Origin of the sequence: Halopiger aswanensis (assembly GCF_003610195.1) — an archaeon.
GTDB lineage: Archaea > Halobacteriota > Halobacteria > Halobacteriales > Natrialbaceae > Halopiger > Halopiger aswanensis.
The window spans coordinates 723,728-748,433 of the sequence record NZ_RAPO01000002.1 but is presented as its reverse complement, the minus strand read 5'-3'; the positions used below and the strand labels follow the sequence as shown (position 1 = coordinate 748,433).

The following is a 24,706-nucleotide window of genomic DNA, read 5'->3' as shown; positions in this document are numbered from 1 at the left end:
CTCGACAGCGGGGCGTCGGTACCGGTTCACCCGCCGCCCGGATCGCGTCCCAGCACCGCCGCGATCGAGGCGCCGATCTCGCCGCCGAGCCCGGCTTTCGTCCCCTCGTAGCGGGCGACATCGCCCTCGTGAACCAGCAGCGCCCGGGTCCGGTCCGAGCCCATGACGCTCGCGTCGTTCGCGACGACGAACGCGAGGTCGGCCCGCTCTAAGGTCTCGCGCGCCTGCTCGACCATCGCCGTCTCGTCGCCCGACGTTTCGGTCTTGAAGCCGACGATCGGCAGGTCCGGATGGGCCGCGCGGATCTCGTCGATGAGTTTCGGCGTCGGCTCGAGTTCGAGCGTCAGGTCGTCCTGTCCGGAACGGATCTTCTCGTCGCTGGTGTCGACGGTGTAGTCGCCGATCGCGGCCGCCGAAACCAGCGCGTCGGCGTCCGCGCAGGCTTCCCGCGTCGCCGCGAGCATCTCGGCGGCGCTCTCGACTACCCGGACGTCGGCGTATGGGACGTCGTCCCCGTCCTGCACGAGCGTGACGTCGGCGCCTCGGGCGTAGCAGGCCTTCGCGACGGCGCGGCCCATCTTCCCCGACGACCGATTCGTGATTACGCGGACGGGATCGATCGACTCGCTGGTTGCCCCCGCGGTGACGACGACGTGCTCGCCCTCGAGCGGACGACTCCCGGCCGCGCGCGCAACATCACAGACGATCGCCTCCTCGGTGGCGATCTTGGCTTTCCCTTCCTCGACGCGCGGGTCCACGAAGTCGACGCCCCACTCGGCGACGGTATCGATGGCCTCGAGGACGCCGGGGTGGTCGTACATCGGCTCGTGCATCGCGGGCGCGATGACGACCGGTGTCCCCGCGCCGAGCGCGGTCGTCGCGCAGGTCGTGACCGGCGTATCGTCGACGGCGCCGGCGATCTTGCCGACGGTGTTGGCGGTCGCGGGCGCGATCAGAAAGACGTCGGCCCAGCCGTTCGAACCGCAGAGGTCGACGTGCTCGACGCGACCCGTGATCTCCGTGACGACGTCGTTGTCGGTCGCGAACTCGACGGACCAGGGGTGGACGATCCCCCGTGCGCTGTCGGTCATCACGCCCCGCACGTCGGCACCCTGCCGTCGCAACTCGTGGGCCAGTTCGACCGTCTTGACGGCCGCGATCGACCCCGTCACCCCGAGCGCGACGTTGACTCCCTCGAGCATGTGCACGATGTTCTCACGGCGGTGTGTTAAGGGTAGCGAGCCACCGTCGGTACTATCGGCGTCGCGAGACCGCGTCTTCGTGCCCGGGTACGCTAGGCGTCGTCGCCGAGTTCGGCCGCGATCGCCTCGAGTTCGGACTTCCGGAAGGGCCGCTCGGCTTCGCCGGGATCGTCGTCCTCGAGGACGCCGACGGTCCACAGAACTCCGGCGCGCATCCGCGATTTCGACGGGAGATCGCTCGTATCGATATCGTACCCGACGGCGTCGCAGATAGCGGCGAGCGACTCCTTCGTGAACGCGGTCGATTCGGGACGCTCGAACCTTCCGACGGCCCGTCGAATCTCGTTGCGCAGGTCGCCGACGGTCTTCGTCATACTGGCGGAAACGGGCGGGCTCGCCGTGTATATTCCGGTCGCGAGCGGAACGATCCGACGACCGGACGACTCGACGGGCGCCACCGCTCGGAAACCGATCCGGCGTCAGCCGTCTCGAGCCAGCGGGTTCGAGACCTCGCTGGTGACGTACTCGTGGCGCTTCCCCCGCAGTCGCATCGCGGTCAGGGCCTTGTGCGTCGCGGGATCGGCGACGAGCGCGCGCTCGTCGCGTCGAACCCGCGCGTTCGGAACGGCCGGATCGTCACGGAGCCGCGCGAACGCGCGCTCGCACTCCTCGCGAATCAGGGCCCAGCAGTCCCGTTCGTCGACCGGGAGGGCGTGAGCGATCGTCGCGACGAGCTCCGCGAGGTGGTTCTGGAAGAGCGCGTAGTACAGCTTCCGGTGGAGCGCCGCCTCGCCGTCGGCGTCCAGATCCGAGTCCGGGTACGGATCGATCGAGAGGCCCCGCTCGGCGAGCCGACCCCGATGCACCCGAATCCCGCCGAGGTCCCGCACCAGCGTCGCCGTCGGCCGTGCGTCCCCGTCGAAGACGACGAGACTGTTCTGGAGGTGGCTCTCGAGGGCGACGCCGTACGCGCACAGCAGGCGAAGCTGTTCGGGGACGACGACTGCGACGTACCGCTCGAGGAACGAGAGCGCCGCGTCTTCGGTCGACGCGACCCCGGTCGCCGATCCGTACTGCTCGATCAGGTCGCGGACGAGCGGCCGTCCCGTCGTCGGCGCGTCGGCGACGAGGCTCGAGGCGACGACCGGCGTGCCGTCGGCCGGAACGAGCGGATGGCCGGCGGGCGGCGACCGGAGCAGCCCGGAGAGGTGGCGGGCGTCGTCGTACCCCTCGCCGCTCGGGTGAGGGCCGTTCGGCGGGTAGTAGCACGCCGCCGCGGGTTCGGCGAGCAGTCCGAGGGTCTCGAGCGATTCCCGCCGGGCGATCGTTCGCGCGACGGCGGTCACCTGCGGCCCGTTCGAGACGGCGTGGGGCGACAGCGTTCGGACGACGTTCGTCGTCTGGACGGGGATCGCGAGTTTGAGGTGCGGACGGGCGCCGTCGTCGCCCGCGGATCGCTCGCTCCCGTTTTCGTGGGGCACCACCGTCCGAAGGTTGAGTTGCGGCGTTACCGGCCGGGCGTAGTCGCCGATCGGCACGACTCGACCGTCGGCCCGCCGATCGGCGTAGCGGTCCGGGATCGTCCGGTGGTACTGCAGCGGGTGAACGGGAACGACGGCGTACGCGTCGGGGGACCGCTCCGCGGGGACGGCGCGCTCGAGCGCGCCCCTGAGGCCGTCGAAGGTCCCGAACAGCCGCTCGGTCAGCCGGTCGTCCGATTCGCTCGCACGCGTCTCGAGGGCGTACTTCCGGGCGACGGCGACGAACCGGAGGTCGATCCGGTCGCTGAACTCGGGCGCGTACGCGAGCCCCTCTCCGGCGGTCATCCCGCGTCGGATCTTCCCGCTCGGGTGGAACGGGTGGCCGTCGGTGACGAGCCGCTCGAACGCGGCGGCGTCGGTGGCGGCCGGAATCGCGCTCGGAATCGCCTCGAGGGGCCCGGAAGCGTCCGATCGACCCGCCGCACGGCGCTCGTGGACGGCCGCCGCGAGTCGCGCGAGCGCGAGGTTCGCAACGCTCTCGGCCACCTCGGCCCGGATCCGTTCGGCCTGTTCGGCGTCCCTGAACGCGCCCTCGCACTCGAGTAGCGGGACGAGATCGACCGGGTGCGAGAGGCGCTCGAGGGCGGAGTCGCCGTCGCTCGATCCCGCGGTCCCGCCGCGGTCGTCACTCCTCGACCACCGCCGAACCGGACCGGCGAAGCGGAGCCGATCGTACCCGTGTCTCGCCGCGACCGGGACGATCAGCGCGCTCTCGGATCCCGGAAACGCGACGAGCGCGAGGCGCCGACGCGCCGACTCCGACGGCGACTCGGCGACCGACTGCAGGTGCGCCCGCTCGAGAGCGTCCAGCGGCGTCGGCTCGTCCGGGACGGCGGACGGCTCGGGCGAGACGACCGCGGCGGACAGGCCGGCCGGCTCGCCGCGAATCACGCCCCGGACGAAGCGGTGGAGGATCTCGCGGCGCGCCGCGGGGAGCGCCTCGAGGTACGCGGCTTCGGCCGGACTCGAGAGGTCGCAGACGCGAGCGTAGCGGGTCGCCGCGCCGAGGGCGGCCCGCTCCGCGGCCGTCCGGAGGGAGTCGGCGTCGCGACTCCCGCGAGACGTCCCGGACATGGGAACTGTCGGTCCCCTCCAACGTGCGCCGTGTTAACTCGTGGGGGTGTCCGTCAGCGCGTGGGACCGCAACCGGACGGCGTCGACGCGAGGCCGGTGCCTGAATTGACTGCTAATCCCTGAGAACCGGCCGAATCACGGTCGCGAGCGCTGCGTCCTCAGTCCTGGGCGACGCTCGGATGCATCGTCGGCTCCTCGTCGAGCGGTTCCTCGAACGCCTCGAGCAGTCGTTGCCGCGCCTGCTCGTCGCGTTCTCGCCGTTCCTCGTCGTCGATTTCCTCGCAGCCCGGCGGCACGTCGCGACCGCGGCCGGTGAAGTACCCCTCCGGGACGACCCAGTCGTGGTAGAAGTTGGCGTCCGAATCGTGGATGACGGCGAGACCGACCTTCGCGCCGTGGCCGGCCGCGACGATGGCCTGGTGGGGCTCGTCGGCGAGTCGGCCCGCCGCGTAGACGCCGTCGACCGCCGTCCGTCCGGCCTCGTCGACCGAGACGAAGTGTTTGCTACCCCGTTGCATCCGGCCCACGTCGAGGGGGACGAGGTACTCGCTGTCGGACCACGAGGCCGCGATCACGCGCCGGGCCTCGAGCGGGTCGCCGCCCTCGGTTTCGAGGACGAACCCCTGCTCGAGGTCAGCCTCGTCGACCGGCTCCGCGCTGGTGACGTGCCCGAGTTCGAACTCGGCGCCGGCGTTGCGCGCCTGTTCGCGAGTCAGCTCGAGGTACCGGCGGGCGTCGACGCCGTTCGGGAAGCCGGGGTAGTTCTCGAGGCTGGCGTTGCGCGCGAGGATGGATTCGCCCCCGTCGACGACGAGGGTGTCCAGTCCCGCGCGGGCGGTAAAGATCGATGCGGCCGTGCCGGCGACGCCGCCGCCGACGATACAGACGTCTCGCATGGGGCGTCGTTGCCCACCGCGGCTATAGAAGGTTGCCGTCTGAGCCGGTATTTGCCGTCCGAGTCGGTTCCGCTCGCGGCCGTTCACAACCATCCGCGGCCGTTCGTGTTCAATCCTGTGAGTGTAACGACAGGAATTTGAGGCGTAACGGTGATAGTTCGACCGATGTTCGCGATCGTCGCGTTCGTTCTCGCGCTCGCCGTCGGCCCGTTCGCCGCCTTCCGCGCGTACGCCCGTCGGGTGGCGGCAACCGACGCTCCGGTCGAAGATCGGCTCCACCGACTCCAGCGTGTTCAGCAGGTCGCCGGGTTTGTCCTTCCGATCGTCGCCATGATCGGTCTCCACCTGCTCGAGGTGATCGATCGAACAACCGCCGTTCTCCCGCCCGGACCGGACCCGTTCGGACTCGGTCTCATCCATTTCGCGGCGATCATGCTCGGTACGTTCGGACTCGTCGCCGTCCCGCTCGTTTCGATGGCGCTTGGAACCTACCCCACGGTCCGCTCGCTCCGGGATACCGAGGCGTCGTCGTGGCGAGTTGTGAAGGGGGTACTCGCCGCGCTGGCGATCGTCGGCGTCTCGATCACCATCTCGATCGTCGGCATCCTCGCAGTCATCTCGTCTTTCGGATCGTCGCTCCCCGTCCTCCTCGCCGCGTTCGGGGCGATCGTCGCCGCCAGCTACGGGCTCTCGCCGTACCTGATCGCACTCTTTCAGGACCGGGTTCCGATCGAGGGGGCGGAGCGCGAGCGCGTCGACCGGCTCTGTTCGGAGTTGGATTATCGGCCCCACGAACTCTACCTGCTCGAGGGCGAGTCGACCAAGACCGCAAACGCCCTCGTGGCCGGGACGATCCCCGGCTTCCGGTACGTCTTCCTCACGGACTACCTCCTCTCGGAGTGCGACGACGACGAACTGCAGGCGATCCTCGCCCACGAGTTCGGCCACATTGCCGGCCGCCACCTCTGGCAGCGCGGCCTCTTGACGGTGGCCGTCTTCGGCCTCTGGATCGCCGGCGCCGACGTCATCGGAATCGGTGCGCTCGAGGAGCAGTTCGGCTTCCTCGGCTTTTTCCTGCCGTTTATGGGACTGTACGCGCTGTATCACGTGGTCCTGCTCGGTGGCCTCGCGTACTGGCAGGAGTTTCGCGCGGACGCCTACGCCGCCCGCCGGGCTGGCGTCGAGGCGACCGCCGACGCGCTCGAGGTGCTCGCGTCGGCTAACGACATGAGACGGGAGTCCGGGTTACTCTACGCGCTCGCGACCCATCACCCGCCGATCGCGGACCGGATCGACTCTGTTCGGAACGTCGACGGCGAGGGTCGCACGGATTCCGATCTCGACGCCGACGGTGAACTCGACTCGGACCCGGGCTCGAACTCGGACTCGCGCTCGACGACCGGCGACTGAGCCGGTCGCTTCGGCGACCGGCGATCGGGACCTCGCTTTGCGGCCTGAAGACGATAGCAATCCTTACTTTCGAACCGCTCATAGGGCCTGTCGTGGACCGAATTCTCCTCAGTACCGTCGCCTACCGTCCGCCCGAGGAGGTTTTTCCGTACGTGCGCTCGTTTACCGACTATCCCCGGTATACGGAGCACTTAAAGGAGGTGACGGTACACGGCGACGGCGGCGTCGACTCCGTCTACGACCTGCGACTCGCCTGGTGGAAGCTCAGCTACACCGCCCGCTCGAAGGTGACCGACATCTCCGCGCCGGAATCGCTCGAGTGGCGACTGATCAACGACATCGACGCGCGAGGCGAGTGGCGCGTCGAGGCGGAACCAGAGGCGCTCCCCGCCGATACGGATACGGACGCGGAGACCGCGAGCCGGATCTACTTCGAGGCCGTCTACGACCCCCACTCCGCGAACGAGAACGCGCTCTCGCTCCCCCGGTTCGTCTCGCTGGACTGGGTGATCGAGAAGGTCGAGCCGCGACTGCTCAGCGAGGCAGAGGAGGTCGTCGAACGATTGGTCGCGGACATCGAACAGCGGTCGACCCCTCGAGACGTGGAACTGACGGTGCACGAGGTTCCCTGATCCCTAACCGCTGACCGCGCCGCCGAAGGGCGTTTCCGAGGGCGGCTTTGCTCAGGAATCGCTCCCGTCGAACGAGTCCACCACGGTGATATCGCCGTCCATCAGCGATTCGTGCGGTGCACAGGCGTAACTGGCTAGTTCGTCGCTCGCAGTTACTGTCAACTCCTGCTCGGCGCCTTCGCCCTCGAGAAGGTCGGTCTCGTAGTCGTCGACGACCGCGTCGTCCTCGTCCCGGAGTTCGAACTTGTGGATGGCACCGTCCCCGTTCGTTACGGTGATCGTATACGCGCGTCCCTTCTGAAGCACGAGGGTCGGATTTTCGATCCCCTCGATGTGTGCGGGTTCGACGCCCTCCCAGCTGACGGTCCGTCCCTCGAGCGTAATCTCCTCGACGTCCGCCCACGCGCTCGGATCGGTCAGCGAGACCGTCTCGAGGGTCGTCGCGGTCTCGCTGTCGGGGCCCTCGATCGACGCGACGACGTCGAACGGGCCGGAACCCACGTCGGCGACCGTTATCGTGAGCCTGTCGCCGACCGACTCGAGCCGGTAGTCGGCCGGCTCGTCGATGCCGTCGCCGCGGACGAACACGGTCGTCAGCTCGCTCCGGTCCATGAGTGTGATCGTGACGGTCCCCGGATCCTCCCTGGACACGTCGACTGCGGCCTGCGGGCGGAGGGTGAGCCAGCCGTCGCCGTCGACCCAGGTGTACCAATCCCCGTCGATTTGGGCGGCGGCGACGGTGACCGGCCGTTCGTACCGCTCGCCCTGCGTTTCGAACGCGACGTCGTACTCGAGTTGATAGGTCTGCGTCCCGTCAGTCGCCGCCAGTTCGTCGAACGCCGTTGCGAGAGACTCGTCCGTATCGCTCGCCGAGAACTCGATCGAGCGGATCCGGTCCGGTTGCCAGAGCCGTTCGTAGGCGTTCCTCCGTTCGTCCCGGCTGCGGTCCTCGAGGAACGCAGTAGGCGCGTCCGCGGCCGCTTCGTCGAATTCGCCGTCCGTGATCGCCTCGAGTGTCGCCCTGCCCGCCGTTCGTGCCGCTTCAGGGGCTCCGTCGCTGGTATCCGAATCAGTCGTGTCGGTGCCGTCGTCGCCACTCTCGCTCGAGGTCGCCGTTCCGTTGTCCGCGGTAGCGTCGGCTTGGGTTTCGTCCCCGCGGGTATCGTTCAGACAGCCGGCGAGGGCGCTTGCGACGGCCACGCCGCCGAGTATCAGCGTCCGTCGATTCGTGTTCATGTGTCGATCGACGCACAGGTCGGGTAAATACCCTCGAGCGTGTTTTCCGAGCCGCTAACTACGGGGCCGGGAAGGCTGCCGGGACAACCCACTTACACGTCGCCCGTGAACCGAAGATCATGGCTGCCGTTTGGGGTGAGTGGCCGTGCGCGTGATCGTCGTCGGCGCGGGCGAGGTCGGCTCGAGCATCGCCGAGAGCCTCGCGGCCGAACACGAGGTCGTCGTGATCGATCGGGACGAGGACCGCGTCGAGTCGGTGACCTACGCCCACGACGTGCTGGCGATCGAGGGCGACGGCACCTCGATCGACGTACTCGAGGACGCCGGCATCGAGGAGGCGGAGCTGGTGATCGCGAGCACCGACGGCGACGAGACGAACATCGTCATCTGCGGCGCGGCGAAGGCCATCACGGAGTCGTTTACCATCGCCCGGGTCAAGCGGACGAACCTGCTCCGGACGTGGGAACGCTCCCAGAGTGCGTTCGGCGTCGATTTCATGGTTTCGACCGACCTCCACACCGCGGAGGAGATCGTCAACATCGCGGGATTGCCGGGTGCGGCCGACGTCGACACCTTCGCCGACGGCCTCGTTCAGATGGCCGAGTTCGAGGTCGACGCCGACAGCCCCGTTGCGGGGGAGACCGTCTCCGAGGCCGACCGCTTCGAATCGCTGACCTTCGCGGCGATCATCCGCGGCGACGACGTCATTATTCCGCAGGGAGAGACGGTTATCCGCCCCGAGGACGGCGTCGTCGTCATCGGCTCGTCCGAGAGCGTCCGCCAGTTCGCCGGCGTGGTGACACCCGCACCGACGCTCGAGGACGCGAACGAGATCGTCGTCATCGGCGGCAGCGAGATCGGCTACCAGGCGGCGCGGCTCTTCGAGGAGAAGGGGTTCGAGCCCCGATTGGTCGAGCGCGACCACCAGCGGGCCCGCGAACTGGCCGAGCGGTTGCCCGGTACGGTCGTCTTGGAGAGCGACGCGACCGACGCCGACTTCCTCGTCCGCGAACACGTCGGCGAGGCCGATATCGTCGTCGCCGCGCTCGAGAACGACGAGAAGAACCTACTCGTCTCCTTGCTCGCGAGGCGCGTCGGCGCCGAACGAACGATCGCCGTCGTCGAGGAGGCCGAGTACGTCGACCTCTTCGAGACCGTCGGCATCGACGTCGCGATCAATCCGCGTGCGGTCACCGCGGAGGAAATCACGCGATTTACCCGCGAGTTCCGAACGGAAAACGTCGCGATGCTCGAGTCGGACCGCGCGGAGGTCCTGGAGATCGAGATCGACGACGACAGCCTGCTGCTCGAGAACCGGATCAGCGACGTCATGCGGGAGTTGCCCGAGGGCGTCGTCGTCGGTGCGATCACCCGCGACGGGCGGTTGATCACGCCCCGCGGGGACACCGTCCTCGAGCGGGGCGATCACGTGGTCGTGTTCGTCGATACCGACGTGCTGGACGAGGTCGCGTCGGCGCTGTAGCGGTTTCGGGAGTTCTCGACGCAGATTACAGCGTGTACTCCTGGCTCCCGTCCTCGCTCTCGAGGAACGCATAGAGCAGATCGATCGTCGCCGCCACGTCGTCGACGTGGGCCGTCTCGGTGACGGTGTGGAGGTACCGCGTCGGAATCGAGATCGCGCCGACCGGCTTCGCGCCCGCGACGTTCTGGAAGCCGGCCGTGTCGGTGCCGCCGGCCGGCAGGATCTCGAGTTGGTAGTCGATTTCCTCGTCTTCGGCGACGGCCTTCAGCCGCCGGTGGACCTTCGGGCTCGTGATGACGCTGCCGTCCTTGAGTTTGATCGCCGCGCCGTCGCCCAGGTCGGTGACGTGTTCGCCGTCGCTGAAGCCGGGCACGTCGTTGGCGACGGTGACATCGAGCGCGATCGCGAGGTCCGGATCGACGTCGACGCCTAGTGCCTTCGCACCGCGGAGGCCGACCTCCTCTTGGACCGTCGCGCAGAAGTGGATCGTCGCCTCGGGGCCGTCGCCGTCGGCCAGCCGGCGGGCCGCCTCGAGCATCGCGAACAGGCAGACCCGGTCGTCTAAGGCCTTGCCGGTGATCGTCTCGCCCATCAGTTCGGTCGTCTGGTCCATCGTCACGAGGTCGCCCGGCGAGACCCGTTCCTCGAGTTCCTCGTAGGGGAGGCCGACGTCGACGAAGGCGTCCTCGACCTTGGGCGTCTTCTCGCGCTCCTCGTCGTCCAGCGTGTGGGGCGGCGGCGAGCCGATGACGCCCGGCAGGTCGCCGTCCTCGGTGTGGATCGTCACGCGCTGGGCCTTGAGCACTCGCGCGTCCCAGCCGCCGAGCGCCTCGAGTTCGACGAACCCGGGGCCGTCCTCGCTGCCGCGGACGTGGCGGACCATGAAGCCGATTTCGTCCATGTGCGCCGCGACGGCCACGGAGTAGTCCGAGTCCGAGTCCGCACCGCCCTCGAGCGTCCCGACGACGTTGCCCATCGCGTCGGTACGGACGCGGTCGACGGTGTCCTCGAGTTCGTCAATCACGAGCTCGCGAACGCGGTCCTCGTAGCCGGGGACGCCGCTCGTCTCGGTCAGTTCGGTCAGGAGGTCGACATCGAAGGGAACGGATTCCATAGTGGATCGTTCGTCAGGGAGAAAATAAAGTCGCGGAAAGCGGTCCTCCCCTGCAGTTCAACGAGCGCTCGAGTCGACGGCGGTGCGCCGACCGCGGAGTATTAACCCGTCGGCACGCTATGAAAGGGTATGTCTACCGTACGTGTTGCAGGGACCGGCATTACGCCGTTCGGCAACGCCCCCGAGCGGACGAGTCGGGACCTCTTCGCCGAAGCGAGCGCCGCAGCCTTCGCGGACAGCGACGTTCCGCCGACGGACGTCGAGGCCGTCCTCTACGGCAACTTCATGGGCGAACTGGCCGAACACCAGGGCCACCAGGGGCCGCTGATGGCCGAGGCTGCGGGGGTCCAGGCGCCCGCAACCCGCTACGAGTCCGCCTGCGCCTCGAGCGGCGCCGCGATCCGTGACGCGGTGATGCGGCTCCGAAACGGCGAGCACGACGTCCTCCTCGTCGGCGGTGCCGAGCGGATGACCAACCTCGGCACCGCGGGCGCAACCGAGGCGCTGGCCATCGCCGCCGACGATCTCTGGGAGGTCCGCGCGGGGATGACCTTCCCCGGCGCCTACGCGCTGATGGCCCAGGCGTACTTCGACCGGTACGGCGGCGAGCACGAAGATCTCGCCCACATCGCGGTCAAGAACCACGAGAACGCCCTGAACAACGAGAAGGCCCAGTACCAGAAGCCCATCGACGTCGCGGACGTCCTCGAGGCGCCGCCGGTGTCGACGCCGCTCGGCCTCTACGACTCGTGTCCGATCTCCGACGGCGCGGCCGCGCTCGTGCTCACCAGCGAGGAGTACGCCGACGAGCACGGGATCGAGGCGCCGGTCGCGATCACCGGCACCGGCCAGGGCGGCGATCGGATGGCGCTGCACGACCGCGAGTACCTTGCGCGTTCGCCCGCGGCTCGCGCGGCCGGCGCGGAAGCCTACGCCGACGCCGGCGTCGACGCGAGCGACGTCGACTTCGCTGAGGTCCACGACTGCTTCACGATCGCCGAGGTCCTCGCGCTCGAGGCGCTCGATCTCGCGAACGTCGGCAAGGGAATCTCCGCGGCCCGCGACGGCCGGACGACCGCCGACGGCGAGACGCCGGTCAACCTCTCGGGCGGCCTGAAGGCGAAGGGCCACCCGGTCGGCGCGACCGGTGCATCGCAGGTCGCCGAAATCGCGACGCTGCTCGAGGGGACGCATCCGAACAGCAAGTACGTCGAGGACGCGACGACCGGCGTCGCGCACAACGCGGGTGGCACGGTCGCCAGTGCGACCGTGCACGTGATGGAGGTGGTTGCATGAGCGACGACTCGGAACTCGAGACCTCGGGCGTCCGTGACGCCGGCTTCGACGAGTGGCTCGACGCCGCCGCGGACGGCGAGGCCTACTACCTCGAGTGTGCCGACGGTCACGGCTCCTTGCCGCCGCGGCGGATCTGTCCGGAGTGCGGCTCGACGGAACTCGATGAGCGGCCGCTCCCCGATACCGGCGAGATCGAGACATACACCGTCACGCACGTGGCGACGCCATCCTTCGAGGACGACGCGCCGTACGCCACGGCTATCGCCGACTTCGGCCCCGTTCGGCTCACCGGCCAGGTCACCGGGGTCGATCCCGAGGCGGTCGAGCGCGGTCTCGAGGTCGAGATCGCGGTGACGGTCTCGGAGACGACGGGCGAGCGCGTGGTGTCGTTCCGGTCCGCCTGACGGGAGCACGCTAGCGGCCGCGCCAGCGCGAACGCCGGCGGTTCATCGGGCGGCGCCTCGCTCAGTAGAACTCCTCGTGGACACGTTTCCCCTCGGTCTCGAGGATCGGTCCGTCGACGTCCGTCGAGCCGCCCTTGCGGTCGATCACCTCCTCGAAGGAGATGCCGCTTTTCGCCTTTCCCCGCACGTTCGCCACCGACTCCCCGGAGACGCTGTAGACGACCCGATCCAGCCCGGCGTAGTAGATCGCAGTCGCGCACATCTCGCACGGTTCGGTGCTGGTGTACATCGTGCAGTCCTCGCGGTCGGCGGCGTCGAGTTCGCGAGCCGCCCACCGCGCGAGCTTGAGCTCGGGGTGGGCAGTGACGTCGTTCTCAGTTACCGTGGTGTTCCTCGAGCGCTTGACGACGGTATCGTCGACGACGAGCAGCGATCCGTACGGGGTGTTCCCGTCGGCGACGGCCTCGCGCGCCAGCTCGATCGCCTCCCTGATGTACTCCGTATCCGTGTCCGTGCTCATACGGTCCCTTCCACCGCCAGCAGTTAGTAGTCGGCGCCGTGCAGCGCGCTCGAGGGCACCGTCGCTCGGCTCGCCGGCTACTCCGTCGCGCCGCCGTCCAGTCCCGGTCGCCGGCGGCGGCGCCGGTCCGCGAGCAACCGCTTGAGCCGTTTTCCGGGCCCGCCCTCGATCGGCCACCCCTTGGTTCGCCAGACGGGTGGCTCCGGCTGAAAGTCGGGACACGAACCGGCGCACTCGGCGGCGGTCTGACAGTCCCCTTTTCCGGTACAGTAGGGAACCAGCTGTGAGCCGTCCTGCGGCCCCGCAGCGCGCAGTTCGAAGTGCCGACAGTCCGGCCGCATCGTGTCGGCGAACGAACGCCACCCCCGCTCGTAGGCCCGCTCGGCGATGAGTCGTCGCGTCGTCGCTTTTTCTTCGGGATCGACGTACTCGAACCGCGCCGCCGATCCCCCGCGGTCGCCGTCGTCCGGTCGCTCGAGGATGCGCGTTCCCGGCTCCTCGACCGCGAGACTGCGCGGGTACCACGCGACTTCCGCCTCGAGGGCCTCGGGCTCGAGTGCCAACACGCCCGCTTCGACGGGGAGGCCCTCGAGGAGTACCGGTTCGACGCGTTCGCCCGTCTGCTGGGTCGCGACCCAGACCTCGTCAGCGAGACTCATTGCGACGTCGTACTCGAGTTGCGGGCCCAGCGTCCGCGCAGCGCTGGCGTCCAGGTCGGGCTTGTTCTCGATCGCGACGATGCGCTCGACCCACTCGGGGTAGGGCCACTTGCGCCGGATCTCGATCCGGTTGCCGTTCTTTCGGGTCTCGAGGATCCCGCGGTCGTCTGCCCGGTGGATCGCCTCGCGGACGTAGCGCCACGGGTAGCCGGGATGCGGGAGGGCGTCGCGGTAGTAGGTCCACTCGGCGGGCGCGTTCCGGACGATATGGAGGAGGTCGCCGTCGAGTCGTTTCGCGCCGAACTTCGCCCGCTGTCGGAGGGCCCCGGGATCGCACTCGAAAACGATGGTATCCCAGCGGCGGCGCTTGGTGCCGAGTTGCCGGGCGACGATCGTCGCGGGCCCGTCGCTATCGCCGGCGTTGCCACCGGGGGGCCACGCCCGCTCGGCCCACCGACAGGTTCGGAGTTCGAAGGCAAACTCGGAATCGACTGTGTCGTCGGCCACGTCTTTCCGTCCTTGGAACCGGGGGACGAAAGGCTACTCGGTCGACTCTCGTGGTGGTTAGCGGATCATCGCGACGGGACCGGTAAGTAATACCACAGGTCGGTCGGAATATCAACATATATTCAGCGCGATAAAAGTGCGTTGAGCATGGAGAAATATCCCGCACCACGGTTGGGAACGAACGGCGATGTGATCGGCCAGCGCATACTCGCGTTCCTCGTCGATAGCCTACTCGTCGGACTCATCTGGGGCGTATTCGTCGGCTTCGGAACGCTCCTTGGCGATGTCATCGGCGCGCTGGCACTACTCGTCGGGTTCGCGGTGACGATCGTCTACGCCTTCCTGCTCGAGGGGCTGTACGGCTACACCCCCGGAAAGTATCTGCTGGGCCTGGTCGTGGTCAAATCGGACGGATCGAACTGTACGATCGGCGCGTCGATCCTCCGGAATCCGGAATATACTGTGGGTCATCGACTCGCTACCGACGTTCAACCTGGTCGCGATAGCGATGATTCTGCTCACCGACGAGAACCAACGCGTCGGTGACTTCGTTGCGGACACCATCGTCGTCGAACAACGATAGCGGGTTCAGCAAGCGACGTCCCGTCGGCGCGAAGCGGCGATCGTCGCCGCCCGGCTACACCTCTTCCTCGCGTTCGTCGAGGAACTCGTGGGCCTGCTCGAGAATCTCGCGCGGACCGTCCTGGGTAACGGTGTTTACAGCCTGTTCGTAATCGCGCCACTGGAGGTCGCGATGTTCGTTTGAGAGTTCCGCGCTGGCCTCGAACGACTTCGCGATAAAGAGGTGAACGGTCTTGTGGATCGTCTTGCCGTTCGCCTCGAACACGTAGTCGTAGTCCTCGCGGAAACCGTCGAGGAGCCGGAACTCTTCGATACCTGCCTCTTCCTTTACTTCGCGGATCGCCGTCTGTTGTAGCTCTTCATCTCCTTCGACACCGCCCTTCGGAAACTCCCAGTCGCCCGGGCGGCTCTTGAGTAGAAGATACTCGCGCCGGCCCCGCGTGTCGCGGAAGAGGATCGCGCCTGCGCTCGTAGCTTCGACTGCCATTAACTGGACTAATACGTACGACGTTAAGAGAATATCGGACTGTTCGTCCAACGGACACTGTCCGGGTTCGCGGTTTTGTCGGACGCGGGGTTTCGTCAGCGAACCGTCGAATCGGCACGCACCGACCGTTCCACCCGATCTCAGCAGGCTTTTACGCCCCGGCCGTTGACGATGTCGTATCCATGACCTTCGTCACCCGGCTCACGCTCCAGAGCGGCGATCGCGCCGCGCTCGAGGGCATCGTCGACGACATCAAGTCCACCGCCGAACGGAAGGGCGCCGCACTAAAGGGGCCCCACTCCAATCCGCCGGAGAAGATTTCGGTCCCCCAGCGGTGCCGACTCCACGCGGACGACGACCGCCGATTCTCGTCGTGGGACTACACCGTCTTCACCCGCGAACTCGAAATCCACGGCCACGACCAGTTCGCCCGCGAGGTCGCCGCGCGGGAGTTCCCTGACTCGATCCACGTCGAGGCCGAGGTCGAACAGCTCCGCGGGACGGGACGAACGAACTAACCACAGTCTCTCGGCGTCGTTCGGTCTCGATCCCGATTCTGCCGCGCTAATTGCTCTGTTCATCGTTTCAGCGGCCAACGGTCCGTTAGCGTGTCAAATCAGCCGCATAACTACGGTCGGGGTCGGCGTCTCGCCGGTCGTCACCCATGACGAACGATCGACCTGCGACCGCTGCGCGGCGACGGTTCGTCCAGTTGCTCGGCGCGGGAACGGCACTCGGCACCGTCGGTTCGACGGCGGCCGTCGCGGGCGACGAGTCAGCGACAGGAACGAGGAAGGGCGATTCGGACTGTCCAACCGACCGCGACGAGGCCGGACTGGTAACACGCGAGAGTAATGACGATTTCGAGACGACCGTCGCCCGGGTCGAACCGGCACTCGAAGAGCGCGACCTGACGCTCGTAACGACCGTCGATCACGCGGCGAACGCCGCGTCGGTCGACGAATCGCTACCGCCGACGACGCTCTTCCTGTTTGGCAACCCCGCCGTCGGGACGCCGTTGATGCAGGCGCAGCGTTCGATCGCGATCGACCTCCCGCAGAAACTGCTCGTCTGGGAAGCCGACGGCGACGTCTACGTGACCTACAACGATCCGCAGTACCTCGCGCGCCGCCACGGACTCGAGGGCGAGGAACTGCGCAATCGGATCGCGACCATCGCCGACGCACTCGAGGGGCTCGCCCTGGCCGTCGCTCGAGGCGGCTAGCCGGTCGCCCGATCGAACGAGAATCGACCGCACTGGCCGAACGGACGGCTGCGGACGCCGTCGGAAGGTGGAGTACTTTTTACGCTTCCCGACGAGGTCGAGGTATGACCGCGGACGATCTCGTCTCGCTGCGTCGCGACCTGCACCGCAGACCGGAACCGGCCTGGCGCGAGTTCTACACCACCGCACGGATCGTCGAGGAACTCCAGACCCGCCTGGGCGACGACCTCACCGAACTCCACGTCGGGCCCGACGCCATCGCGACCGACCAGCGACTGGCCGTCCCGGACGACGCCGAACTCACCCACGCCTACCAGCGGGCCCTCGAGACCGACGTCGACGAGGCAACTCTCGAGCGACTCGAGGGCGGCTACACCGGCGCCGTCGCCGTCTTAGAGCGCGGCGAGGGGCCGACCGTCGGCTTGCGGGTCGACATCGACGGGCTCCCGCGGGCGGAGTCCGACGACCCCGAGCACGTCCCGGCCGCGGAGGGCTTCCGCTCGGAGCACGAGGGGGCGATGCACGCCTGCGGCCACGACGCCCACGCGACGATCGGCGTGGGGGTACTCGAGCGGATCGCGAACAGCGACGACTTTTCGGGCACGCTGAAGGTGTTCTTCCAGCCCGCCGAGGAGGTCATCGGCGGCGCGAAGTCGATGGCCGAAAGCGAGCACGTCGAGGACGTCGACTCCCTGCTCGCCCTCCACATCGGCCTCGATCACCCCACCGGCGAGATCGTCGCCGGTATCGACGGCTTCCTCGCGGTTCGGCACCTCGAGGCCGAGTTCTCCGGCGAGCCGGCCCACGCGGGCGGCCACCCCGAGCAGGGGCGCAACGCCGTCCAGGCGCTGGCGACGGCCGTGCAGAACCTCTACGCCATTCCGCGGCACAACGACGGGGCGACGCGGGTCAACGCCGGCGTCGTCGAGGGCGGCAGCGCCTCGAACGTCATCCCCGAGTCGGCCCGGACGGTCGTCGAGGTACGGGGCGAGACGACCGACCTGATGGAGTACATGACCCAGAAGAGCCGGCGCGTCCTCCGGTCCGCCGCCGAGATGCACGACTGCGAAGTCGAGATCGAGATCGGCGCCGAGGCGCCGAGCGCGACCAGCGACCAGGAACTGGTCTCGATCGTCGAAGACGTCGCCGGGACCGTAGAGGGCGTCGACAGCGTCCTCGAGCGCGACGAACTCGGCGGCAGCGAGGATGCGACCTATCTGATGCAGGCGGTGCAGGACAACGGCGGGAAGGCCTGCTACGTCGGCGTCGGAACCGACCACCCCGGCGGTCACCACACCGCGACGTTCGACGTGGACGAGGACAGTATTCGATACGGCGTCGACACGCTCGCGGGCGCGATCGAGCGGCTCGGTCGCGACCGGTAACGGAACGCGAACCGACTCGGAATCTTCTTGGGAATCCTACCGGTACGCACAGTTGACGGTGCGTTCTACTAACCCCGCCGACGGCTCTCGATCGGGAGCACGCGCGGCCGCGCTCGAGGTGGTCGTTCCGTGATCCGTCCGACGCGGCTCCAGGTCGGACTGTGGCTGCGGATGGCGGTCGCCGTCCTCCTCGTCGGGAGCGCACAGTTCGCGGTCCTCGCGCTCGAGTTCGTCGTCGGCGGGTTCGTCGCGCTGTTCGTCCTCGTGGCGCTCGAGGACTTTTTCGCGCTGTTGTTCGTTTGCTCGCTGGTGCTCGCCGTCGCGTTCGTCTGCTGGCTCGTCCTCGCGACGGTGATCCGACGGTGCTATCCTGAGCGGACGCTCTCGGACCGGCTCGCCCACGACGGGGTCGCCGATGCGGTCGAATCCGTCGGCGAGACGCTGCTGTCCGCCGTGGCGATCGCGAACTGGCCGAAAATCCTCGCTCTGTTCGTCGGTGTGGCCCTCGGGACGTTCGTCGGATTCGCGTTCACGGAGGCTGTCGCGTGGCGGTCGATCGTCGATCCGCTGTCCGCCGCTGCCGCGGTCGGCGTCCTCGTCGTCATCGCACACGTCGTCTGGATCGCGTACTCCGAACGGGTCAGAGATACCGCCCCGCTCCGCGACGTCGAAGACGCCGCCCGCGTCCTCGAGCGACCCGACGGAGACCTCGAGGAGCGCCGCGCAGCCGTTCGGCGCCGCGTCGAGCGACTCGCCAGACAGGCCGACCTCCCCGCGCCGACGGTCCGTCTCGGCGTTTCGCCGACGCCGACCGCTGCCACCGTCGGCTACCGGCCCGAAAGCTCCACGATCGTCGTCTCCGAGGGGCTACTCGAGGCCGTGGACGATCGCGAACTCGACGCCGTCCTCGCACACGAACTCGCCCACGTCAAGAACAGAGACGCGGCGGTATTGACCGCGCTGTCGGTGCCCGCGGCATCCGCGGCTGCGCTCATCGAGCGCTACAACGGCAATCCGTACATCGCTCTCCCGTGCGGTCTCGTTATCGTCATCGTCCGCTGGTCGGTCGCCGTCGTCACCCGCTACCGCGAGTACGTCGCCGACCGCAGCGCCGTCGCGATCACCGGCGACCTCGCGGCGCTGGCCGGCGCCCTCGAGACGCTCGACGCCGAACTCGAGCGCCGTCCCTCGAACGACCTCCGCGAACACCGCTCGACGGCGGCGTTCTCGATCGTCCCGCCGCCGTGGGAGGAACACCGCTTCTTCGACCGGACACGCCGATTCGTCAGCCGGACGCTCTTCGGTACCCATCCGTCGACCGAGAAGCGAATCGAGCGACTCCGCGCTCGAGCGTAATTTCGCCGTTCCACAGACCCCACTGGCCGGGAGCGAACTTCGAGCACCGGGAGAAGTTCGCGACTCGGGGGAAGGCAGGTGACTGTCCGTTTTCACCGCGAACGGCGAAGCCGTGAGCGGGCCGACGACCGATGTGGAGGACGCTACGCGTCCGGAACGGAGGGAGGAGTGCTTTTCATCGTAGCTGAGCGGAATCTTCGATTCCGCGAGGTCCGAGAGAGCTTCGCTCTCTCGAGATTTTTCCGAGTGGGGTCGCGAAGCGACCCACGCAGAGAAAAAGTTCGTTGCTAGTACTTCGGGTCCGCCCCGGTCGTCTCGTACACTTGCTCCATCAGGTCGTCGCGGCGCTGTTGCCAGTGCTCGAGGGCGGCCGGATGATTCGGATAGTGCTCGTAGAGCTCGAGCAGGTCGTCGGCCCGTCGCTTGGTCTTGAAGAGGTTCAGAATGGTGCCCCAGTGGCCGTAGCTCTTGTAGAGGCTCTCTGCGGCGAGCTTCGGACCGATGCTGGTACTACCCGAGTAGAGCGCTTCGGCCATCTTCTCGCCGGGCATGGCGGCGAGCAGCCCCATCAGGTCGTCGACGTCGACGGCCGTCGAGAGGATGTTGTAGACGTCTAAGGCGGCGTAGCGGGCGCCGAAGTGGTCCATCACGCGCTCGTTGTACTCCCAGAAGGTCGTCTCGCTGACGTCGCCGGTCTCGAGGCCCTCGATGGCGGCCTCGGCGGCGTACTTACCCGCGTAGGCGGCGCCGGCGATGCCGCCGCCGGTGGTGGGGTTGACGTGGCCCGCGGCGTCGCCGACGGCCATGTAGCCCGGATGGACAGCGGAGTCGTAGGGGCGGCGCGTCGGCAGCGCGGCCCCGAGCTTGTCGTCGACCTCGGCGTTGCGGAACTCCCGGCGGTTCTCGAGGTCCCGTTTGAGGTCGTCGACGAGCTTCATCGGTTCCTCGGTCATCTGGAAGCCCAGCCCGACGTTGATCTCGGTGTCGGTGCGCGGGAAGTACCAGAGGTAGCCGGCGGCGCGCTCGGTCGGCTTGAACACCAGCGCGTCGTCCCACGGCACGGGCTCGTCGACGGTGACGATCTCGCGGTAGGCCGAACAGAAATGGGAGTAGTCGACGTTCGTGTCGAAGGTGGAGTTCGAGAAGTCGACGTAGTCCTGCAGGACGGACAGCGAGCCGGCGGCGTCGATGACGACGTCCGCTTCGTACGTTTTGGGATCGCCCTTACGGATCGCTTCGACGCCCGTGACGGTCCCCTTCTCGTCGTCGGCCTGGACGACGTTCTTCACGACGGTGTCGTAGTGGATCTCCGCGCCGGCCTCGTCGGCACCCTCGATGATGCGTTTGCCGTACTCCCAGCGGTCGATGACCGCCAGTTCCCCCGGCACGGGAATCTCGAGGACGGTGTCCTCCTGGGGGATCTCGAAGCGGCCGTGGTCGACGTCGGTGTTCGTGAACGCGGGTTCGATCTGTGACTTCGGGATCGAGTCCGGGAAGGCGCTGGCACCCTTCAGCGCGTCCCCGCAGGCGATGTGGCCCGCCTCGTCCTCGGACTTGCGCTCGAGGACGACGACCTCGTACCCTTCGCGCGCGATAGTCGCGGCGGCGTAACACCCTGCAGTCCCGGCACCGACGACGACGACGTCCGCCTCGCGGGTTCCGGTTCCGCTCCCGGTCGTCGGAGCGTCCCCCGACTGGTCCTGCGTACTCATACCAACAGTGTGGACACTGGGGTAAGAAAACGTTTTATGGTCGATTCGACCGAGTTACGGGCCACAATCGCGCAACCGGGGATTTCCGCCGCCTTCGGAACGATGCAATGCGCCGTACCGAGCGACTGCGGACCGGCGTGAGCCGAACGTGATCGGTGCGGAGAGATTCGTCGCCTCCTGAAGGACGGATCCCGTAATAAAGAGTTTTAGTCGGGTCTTCCGTAGCGGAGGGTATGACCGAGTACACTGTCGAGTTCGTCGGCACGGGTGAGACGATCACCTGTTCGGACACCGAGACGATCCTCAGCCGGTGTCTCGAGGAAGGGATCGCGCAGGAGTACTCCTGCCGCGTCGGGATGTGTCTGGCCTGTTCAGCGGAAATCGTCGAAGGGGAGGTTACCCAGCCCGCGGCCCGCGCGCTCACCGAGGAGGAAGCCGAAACGTACGCGCTGACCTGCATGGCGCGTCCGCAGTCGGACCTGAAACTCGACCGCGGGAAGTACCCGCCGAGCATCGAGGACGAGATCGACGCCGAGGGCGGCGGCGACGACCCGGCAGTCGCGGACGACTAACTGCCGCCGCGTTGCGGTTTCTACGGTCTGGATCCGCGTCCCGTTTCTGCTCCCGTCGTTCTTCTCGTCAGCCGGTGACCGCGCAGTTGTTCAGCCCGAGTTCCAGTTCGAACGCCGTCTCCGAATCGACGTCCTCCCGCCCGAGGTTCGCGGCCACGATACGCTCGTGGTTGGCCGGCCGCGGCGGCCGGTCGCCCGTGACGTGTTCGACGAACTCGTCTTCGGCCATCGAAAACGCCTCGAGTCGATCGCGCCGGTCGCCGAGCGTGGCCGCGTACGCCCCGTCGCCGTCCCGCGGGTCGGCGGTGTCGCTGTAGTGACCCGGCGCGATCGTCGTCTCGGCCGGCAGCTCCGAGAGCGTGTCCTCGAGGGTCTCGTAGAGTTGGCGAGCCGCGGCGGGCGCGCCCTCGTCGCCGCGTTCCAGGTCCGGCCGGCCGACCCCCTCGAGGAACAGCGTGTCGCCGGTGAACAGGAGGTCGCCGAGCCGGTAGGAGAGCGATTCGGTGGTGTGTCCCGGGGTCGCGACGGCGGTTAGCGTCGCGTCGCCGACGTGAAGTTCGTCACCGTCTGTGAGGGTCATCGCGTCGAATGCGAGCCCGCGATCGCGGGCACCCTCGGGAAGGACGGCCGTCGCGTCAGTTCGGGACTCGAGGGCGCGGACGCCGCTGACGTGGTCGGCGTGGACGTGCGTGTCGATGGCGTACTTCAGTTCTGCGCCCCGATCGGCGGCATCCTCCACGTAGCGGTCGGCGAACGCTCGAAGCGGATCGATCACCGCCGCCTCGCCGCCGCTGTAGATCGCGTAGGCCAGACAACCGCTCGAGGGGCGGTCGTACTGGACGACCGTCGCGGACGAATCGCCCCTGCGATCGAGGCCGAGATCGACGTCGACCTCGAGTTCGCGGGCAACGTACAGGTCGGCCCAGGCGTCCATTCCGCCGGCCAGATTCTGCGCGTCGATGCCGGCGTCCCGGAGGAGGTCGACCGCGTGGTCGCTGGCCTCGCCGCGGCCGCAGACCGCGACGATCGGTTCCTCGAGGTCGGCCGCGAGGTCGTCGACGTCGCCGGTCGCCTGGGCTTGGATGAACTTCATGTGGGGGATCTGGACGGCCTCGACGCCCTCGCCCTCGATGTGCCAGCGGTCGAACTCGTCGCGGTCGCGAACGTCGAGGACGGTCAGTTCGTCGCTGGCTCGCAGCCGGTCGGCGAGCGTCTCGGGTGCGATCGTCGTCGGATCGTCGACGGCCGCCTCGGTTTCGGACATGTCGCTGCATACGCTCTCGTGGCGGTTAAGCGCGCCCCCACGGATGCACCGTCATCGTCGCAGTGCGGCCTCGGCCGCCTGAGTACGAACCGCGACCGAGACAAGGTTCAACACGCACGCCGTGGTCGTGGGGGTATGGACGCTGCCGATTTCCAGCGCGACCTCGAGGCATCGAAGGACACCGAACTCGAGCGCCTCGCGTCGTCGAAGCTGCTCGTCGCGCTCACCGATGCGGACCTGACGGCGGAGCGAGTGCTCCGGATCGCCGCGGACAGCGAATGCGCCGCCGCGGAGACGTTCGGGGCGTGGGCCGACGACGAGTCACACGGCGACGCGCAGGCACTCTTTTCCGAGTTTCGCGACCAGGAACGAGAGCACTGCGAGCGGGTCCTCGACCTGCTCGAGGGTGAGGACGGCGGGGAATACGACCCCGATACGACCGGCGGCCCGATGCACGACCGCCTCCGGTCGCTCGAGGAAACCGTCCCGCGGCTGGGCGGCCTCGTCGGTCGCGCGCTGGTCACCGAGCGAACGCACCTGCAGGTCGTGAGCTTCTTCGTCAACGAGGGCGACGAGCGCCGGGCCGAGCGGTTCCGAGAACTGCGCAGCGAGACGGCAACCCAGGGCGAGCGTGCCGCCGACCTCCTCGAGACAACGTGTGACGGAAGCGAAGACCGGGATCGCGCCGCCGAAGCCGCCGCGGACGTCATCGACGCCGCGTACGACGCCTACGCGGACTCACTCGAGGATCTCGGGCTCGATCCGAAGCCGATCTGCTAGCTTGCGGGACCGGTGCCGGCGAGCATCGATGAACCGGCTGCATCGACAGGAACGAAAGAGAGAATCGACAACGTTCGACTCGAGGAGATCGTCCTCGAGCGAGAGCGGACTGAATCAGTCGACGAAGTCGATGTCGTCCTGACCGGGTGCCTGCTGGCCGCTCATGTCTGGCTGGACGGACTCGCCGTCCGGGCGGCCGTAGATCTGGGGCGATTCGACGCCGGTGACGACGATCATCGTCCGCATGCTGCCCTCGAGGCTCTCGTCGATCGAGGTCCCCCAGATGATGCGGGCGTCGGGGTCGATGCGGTCGTAGATCTCCTCGACGACGCCCTCGGCCTCCTCGATGGCCATGTCGTTGCCGCCGGTGACGTTGACCAGCGCGGAGTTGGCGCCGGAGATGTCGACGTCGAGCAGCGGCGAGCGCAGGGCGGTCTTGACGGAGTCTTCGGCCTTGGCCTCGGAGTCGGCCTCGCCGAGGCCGATCATCGCGACGCCGCCCCGTTCCATGACGGTCCGGACGTCGGCGAAGTCGAGGTTGACGAGGCCGGGCTTGGTGATGAGTTCGGTGATGCCCTTGACCGAGCGCATCAGCACCTCGTCGCTGACCTTGAACGCCTGGCGGACGGGGAGTTTGCCGACCGAGTCGAGCAGGCGGTCGTTGGGGACGACGATGACGGTGTCCGAGACGTCGCGCAGGCGCTCGAGGCCGGCCTCCGCGTTGGTTCGGCGGACCTCGCCCTCAGCCGTGAAGGGCGTCGTGACGATCGCGATCGTCAGCGCGCCGGCCTCGCGGGCGGCCTTGGCGACGACCGGAGCGGAGCCGGTACCGGTCCCCCCGCCGAGCCCGGCCGTGACGAAGACCATGTCCGAGCCGTCGATCGCGTCGTAGATGTCCTGCTGGCTCTCGAGGGCGGCTTCCTCGCCGACCTGGGGCAGGGAGCCGGCGCCGCGGCCGCCGGTCTTCTCCTCGCCCATGAGGATCTTGGTGTCGGCTTCGATCTCCACCAGGTGCTGGACGTCGGTGTTGGCGGCGACGAGTTTCGCGCCGTGGATGCCTTCCTCGTGCATCCGGTTGATCGTGTTACCGCCGGCGCCCCCGCAGCCGACGACCGTGATATCGGTCTGGAGGTCCTGGAGAACGTCTTCGAGTTCTTCGTCGGTCATTGTGCCGGACTGTCGGCCGGCGTCCTCGGGGGACTGGCCCTGGCCGCCCTGCGGCGCCTCGTCCGCGGGGGACTCGGCCGGGTCCCCGTCTTCGGCCTCGTCGATGGCGTCGTCGATGAGTGAGTCCATTCTTGGCCCCTTCTAAACAATGGAGCATAATTACCTTTCCCCTACACGTCAGCCGCCTGTCTGACACGTTACG

The 24,706-nt window shown here is 68.0% G+C and carries 24 protein-coding genes; 12 read left to right on the top strand and 12 right to left on the bottom strand.

Annotation, left to right across the window (positions count from 1 at the left end):
* Positions 1 to 26: 26 nt before the first annotated feature.
* The 4 genes from coaBC to ATJ93_RS10750 all read right to left on the bottom strand — a co-directional run bounded on the left by coaBC (position 27) and on the right by ATJ93_RS10750 (position 4,713).
* A complete protein-coding gene (coaBC, locus tag ATJ93_RS10765; protein WP_120244645.1) occupies positions 27 to 1,202 on the bottom strand; it encodes a bifunctional phosphopantothenoylcysteine decarboxylase/phosphopantothenate--cysteine ligase CoaBC in 1,176 nt (391 codons plus the stop codon).
* Between the two features lie 92 nt (positions 1,203 to 1,294).
* On the bottom strand, positions 1,295 to 1,576 hold the full coding sequence (locus ATJ93_RS10760; RefSeq protein WP_120245249.1) for a hypothetical protein: 282 nt from the start codon (positions 1,574 to 1,576) through the stop codon (positions 1,295 to 1,297).
* Between the two features lie 105 nt (positions 1,577 to 1,681).
* Positions 1,682 to 3,817 (bottom strand): IucA/IucC family protein, encoded by a 2,136-nt coding sequence (locus ATJ93_RS10755; RefSeq protein ID WP_120244644.1) that lies wholly within the window; start codon positions 3,815 to 3,817, stop codon positions 1,682 to 1,684.
* Positions 3,818 to 3,975: 158 nt separating this feature from the next.
* Positions 3,976 to 4,713, bottom strand: coding sequence for an NAD(P)/FAD-dependent oxidoreductase (locus tag ATJ93_RS10750; RefSeq protein WP_120244643.1), 738 nt, complete (start codon positions 4,711 to 4,713; stop codon positions 3,976 to 3,978).
* Between the two features lie 165 nt (positions 4,714 to 4,878).
* Between ATJ93_RS10750 and ATJ93_RS10745 the strand changes: the two genes are divergently transcribed.
* Positions 4,879 to 6,123 (top strand): M48 family metalloprotease, encoded by a 1,245-nt coding sequence (locus ATJ93_RS10745; protein WP_120244642.1) that lies wholly within the window; start codon positions 4,879 to 4,881, stop codon positions 6,121 to 6,123.
* Positions 6,124 to 6,215: 92 nt separating this feature from the next.
* Positions 6,216 to 6,755, top strand: coding sequence for an SRPBCC family protein (locus tag ATJ93_RS10740; protein ID WP_120244641.1), 540 nt, complete (start codon positions 6,216 to 6,218; stop codon positions 6,753 to 6,755).
* Positions 6,756 to 6,806: 51 nt separating this feature from the next.
* Here ATJ93_RS10740 and ATJ93_RS10735 read toward each other — a convergent pair whose 3' ends face one another.
* Positions 6,807 to 7,991 carry a plastocyanin/azurin family copper-binding protein gene (locus tag ATJ93_RS10735; protein ID WP_120244640.1) on the bottom strand — a complete coding sequence of 395 codons (1,185 nt, stop codon included), beginning with the start codon at positions 7,989 to 7,991 and terminating at the stop codon, positions 6,807 to 6,809.
* 145 nt (positions 7,992 to 8,136) lie between these two features.
* Here ATJ93_RS10735 and trkA point away from each other — a divergent pair, with 145 nt between their 5' ends.
* Entirely contained in the window at positions 8,137 to 9,474 is a 1,338-nt protein-coding gene (gene trkA / locus ATJ93_RS10730; protein ID WP_120245248.1) for a Trk system potassium transporter TrkA, read from the top strand.
* A 25-nt stretch (positions 9,475 to 9,499) separates the two neighbouring features.
* On the opposite strand, the gene ATJ93_RS10725 is transcribed toward trkA, so the two are convergent.
* On the bottom strand, positions 9,500 to 10,588 hold the full coding sequence (locus ATJ93_RS10725) for a M42 family metallopeptidase (RefSeq protein ID WP_120244639.1): 1,089 nt from the start codon (positions 10,586 to 10,588) through the stop codon (positions 9,500 to 9,502).
* Between the two features lie 129 nt (positions 10,589 to 10,717).
* Here ATJ93_RS10725 and ATJ93_RS10720 point away from each other — a divergent pair, with 129 nt between their 5' ends.
* On the top strand, positions 10,718 to 11,884 hold the full coding sequence (locus ATJ93_RS10720) for a thiolase C-terminal domain-containing protein (protein ID WP_120244638.1): 1,167 nt from the start codon (positions 10,718 to 10,720) through the stop codon (positions 11,882 to 11,884).
* Positions 11,881 to 12,288 carry a Zn-ribbon domain-containing OB-fold protein gene (locus ATJ93_RS10715; RefSeq protein ID WP_120244637.1) on the top strand — a complete coding sequence of 136 codons (408 nt, stop codon included), beginning with the start codon at positions 11,881 to 11,883 and terminating at the stop codon, positions 12,286 to 12,288. The genes ATJ93_RS10720 and ATJ93_RS10715 overlap by 4 nt, the downstream gene beginning before the upstream one ends.
* A 61-nt stretch (positions 12,289 to 12,349) precedes the next feature.
* Here ATJ93_RS10715 and ATJ93_RS10710 read toward each other — a convergent pair whose 3' ends face one another.
* Both ATJ93_RS10710 and ATJ93_RS10705 read right to left on the bottom strand, forming a co-directional pair.
* Positions 12,350 to 12,808 carry a nucleoside deaminase gene (locus ATJ93_RS10710; RefSeq protein WP_120244636.1) on the bottom strand — a complete coding sequence of 153 codons (459 nt, stop codon included), beginning with the start codon at positions 12,806 to 12,808 and terminating at the stop codon, positions 12,350 to 12,352.
* Between the two features lie 77 nt (positions 12,809 to 12,885).
* A complete protein-coding gene (locus ATJ93_RS10705) occupies positions 12,886 to 13,974 on the bottom strand; it encodes a DUF5787 family protein (protein ID WP_120244635.1) in 1,089 nt (362 codons plus the stop codon).
* A 147-nt stretch (positions 13,975 to 14,121) separates the two neighbouring features.
* Between ATJ93_RS10705 and ATJ93_RS10700 the strand changes: the two genes are divergently transcribed.
* Positions 14,122 to 14,520: an RDD family protein gene (locus ATJ93_RS10700; RefSeq protein ID WP_245977547.1), complete on the top strand. Its 399-nt coding sequence runs from the start codon at positions 14,122 to 14,124 to the stop codon at positions 14,518 to 14,520.
* A gap of 91 nt (positions 14,521 to 14,611) precedes the next feature.
* Here ATJ93_RS10700 and ATJ93_RS10695 read toward each other — a convergent pair whose 3' ends face one another.
* Entirely contained in the window at positions 14,612 to 15,043 is a 432-nt protein-coding gene (locus ATJ93_RS10695; protein WP_013881447.1) for a bis(5'-nucleosyl)-tetraphosphatase, read from the bottom strand.
* 182 nt (positions 15,044 to 15,225) lie between these two features.
* Here ATJ93_RS10695 and ATJ93_RS10690 point away from each other — a divergent pair, with 182 nt between their 5' ends.
* From ATJ93_RS10690 to ATJ93_RS10675, 4 genes are all read left to right on the top strand, one after another.
* A complete protein-coding gene (locus ATJ93_RS10690; RefSeq protein ID WP_120244634.1) occupies positions 15,226 to 15,561 on the top strand; it encodes an uS10/mL48 family ribosomal protein in 336 nt (111 codons plus the stop codon).
* A 146-nt stretch (positions 15,562 to 15,707) separates the two neighbouring features.
* Positions 15,708 to 16,268 (top strand): DUF302 domain-containing protein, encoded by a 561-nt coding sequence (locus tag ATJ93_RS10685; RefSeq protein WP_120244633.1) that lies wholly within the window; start codon positions 15,708 to 15,710, stop codon positions 16,266 to 16,268.
* Positions 16,269 to 16,372: 104 nt separating this feature from the next.
* A complete protein-coding gene (locus tag ATJ93_RS10680; RefSeq protein ID WP_120244632.1) occupies positions 16,373 to 17,653 on the top strand; it encodes an amidohydrolase in 1,281 nt (426 codons plus the stop codon).
* Positions 17,654 to 17,782: 129 nt separating this feature from the next.
* The gene (locus tag ATJ93_RS10675) at positions 17,783 to 19,009 is read left to right on the top strand and encodes a M48 family metallopeptidase (RefSeq protein ID WP_120244631.1); all 1,227 of its coding nucleotides are present in this window, start codon (positions 17,783 to 17,785) and stop codon (positions 19,007 to 19,009) included.
* A gap of 287 nt (positions 19,010 to 19,296) precedes the next feature.
* Here ATJ93_RS10675 and ATJ93_RS10670 read toward each other — a convergent pair whose 3' ends face one another.
* Positions 19,297 to 20,721, bottom strand: a complete 1,425-nt coding sequence (locus ATJ93_RS10670) for a geranylgeranyl reductase family protein (RefSeq protein WP_120244630.1) — start codon at positions 20,719 to 20,721, stop codon at positions 19,297 to 19,299.
* Between the two features lie 233 nt (positions 20,722 to 20,954).
* Here ATJ93_RS10670 and ATJ93_RS10665 point away from each other — a divergent pair, with 233 nt between their 5' ends.
* Complete coding sequence (locus ATJ93_RS10665; RefSeq protein WP_120244629.1) at positions 20,955 to 21,293, top strand: 2Fe-2S iron-sulfur cluster-binding protein; 339 nt, start codon at positions 20,955 to 20,957, stop codon at positions 21,291 to 21,293.
* A gap of 67 nt (positions 21,294 to 21,360) precedes the next feature.
* Here the strand turns inward: ATJ93_RS10665 and ATJ93_RS10660 are convergent, their stop codons facing one another.
* Positions 21,361 to 22,557 carry an MBL fold metallo-hydrolase gene (locus ATJ93_RS10660; RefSeq protein ID WP_120244628.1) on the bottom strand — a complete coding sequence of 399 codons (1,197 nt, stop codon included), beginning with the start codon at positions 22,555 to 22,557 and terminating at the stop codon, positions 21,361 to 21,363.
* A 135-nt stretch (positions 22,558 to 22,692) separates the two neighbouring features.
* Between ATJ93_RS10660 and ATJ93_RS10655 the strand changes: the two genes are divergently transcribed.
* Positions 22,693 to 23,337: a ferritin family protein gene (locus ATJ93_RS10655; protein ID WP_120244627.1), complete on the top strand. Its 645-nt coding sequence runs from the start codon at positions 22,693 to 22,695 to the stop codon at positions 23,335 to 23,337.
* 114 nt (positions 23,338 to 23,451) lie between these two features.
* Here the strand turns inward: ATJ93_RS10655 and ftsZ are convergent, their stop codons facing one another.
* Positions 23,452 to 24,633 carry a cell division protein FtsZ gene (gene ftsZ, locus ATJ93_RS10650; RefSeq protein WP_120244626.1) on the bottom strand — a complete coding sequence of 394 codons (1,182 nt, stop codon included), beginning with the start codon at positions 24,631 to 24,633 and terminating at the stop codon, positions 23,452 to 23,454.
* Positions 24,634 to 24,706: the final 73 nt, after the last annotated feature.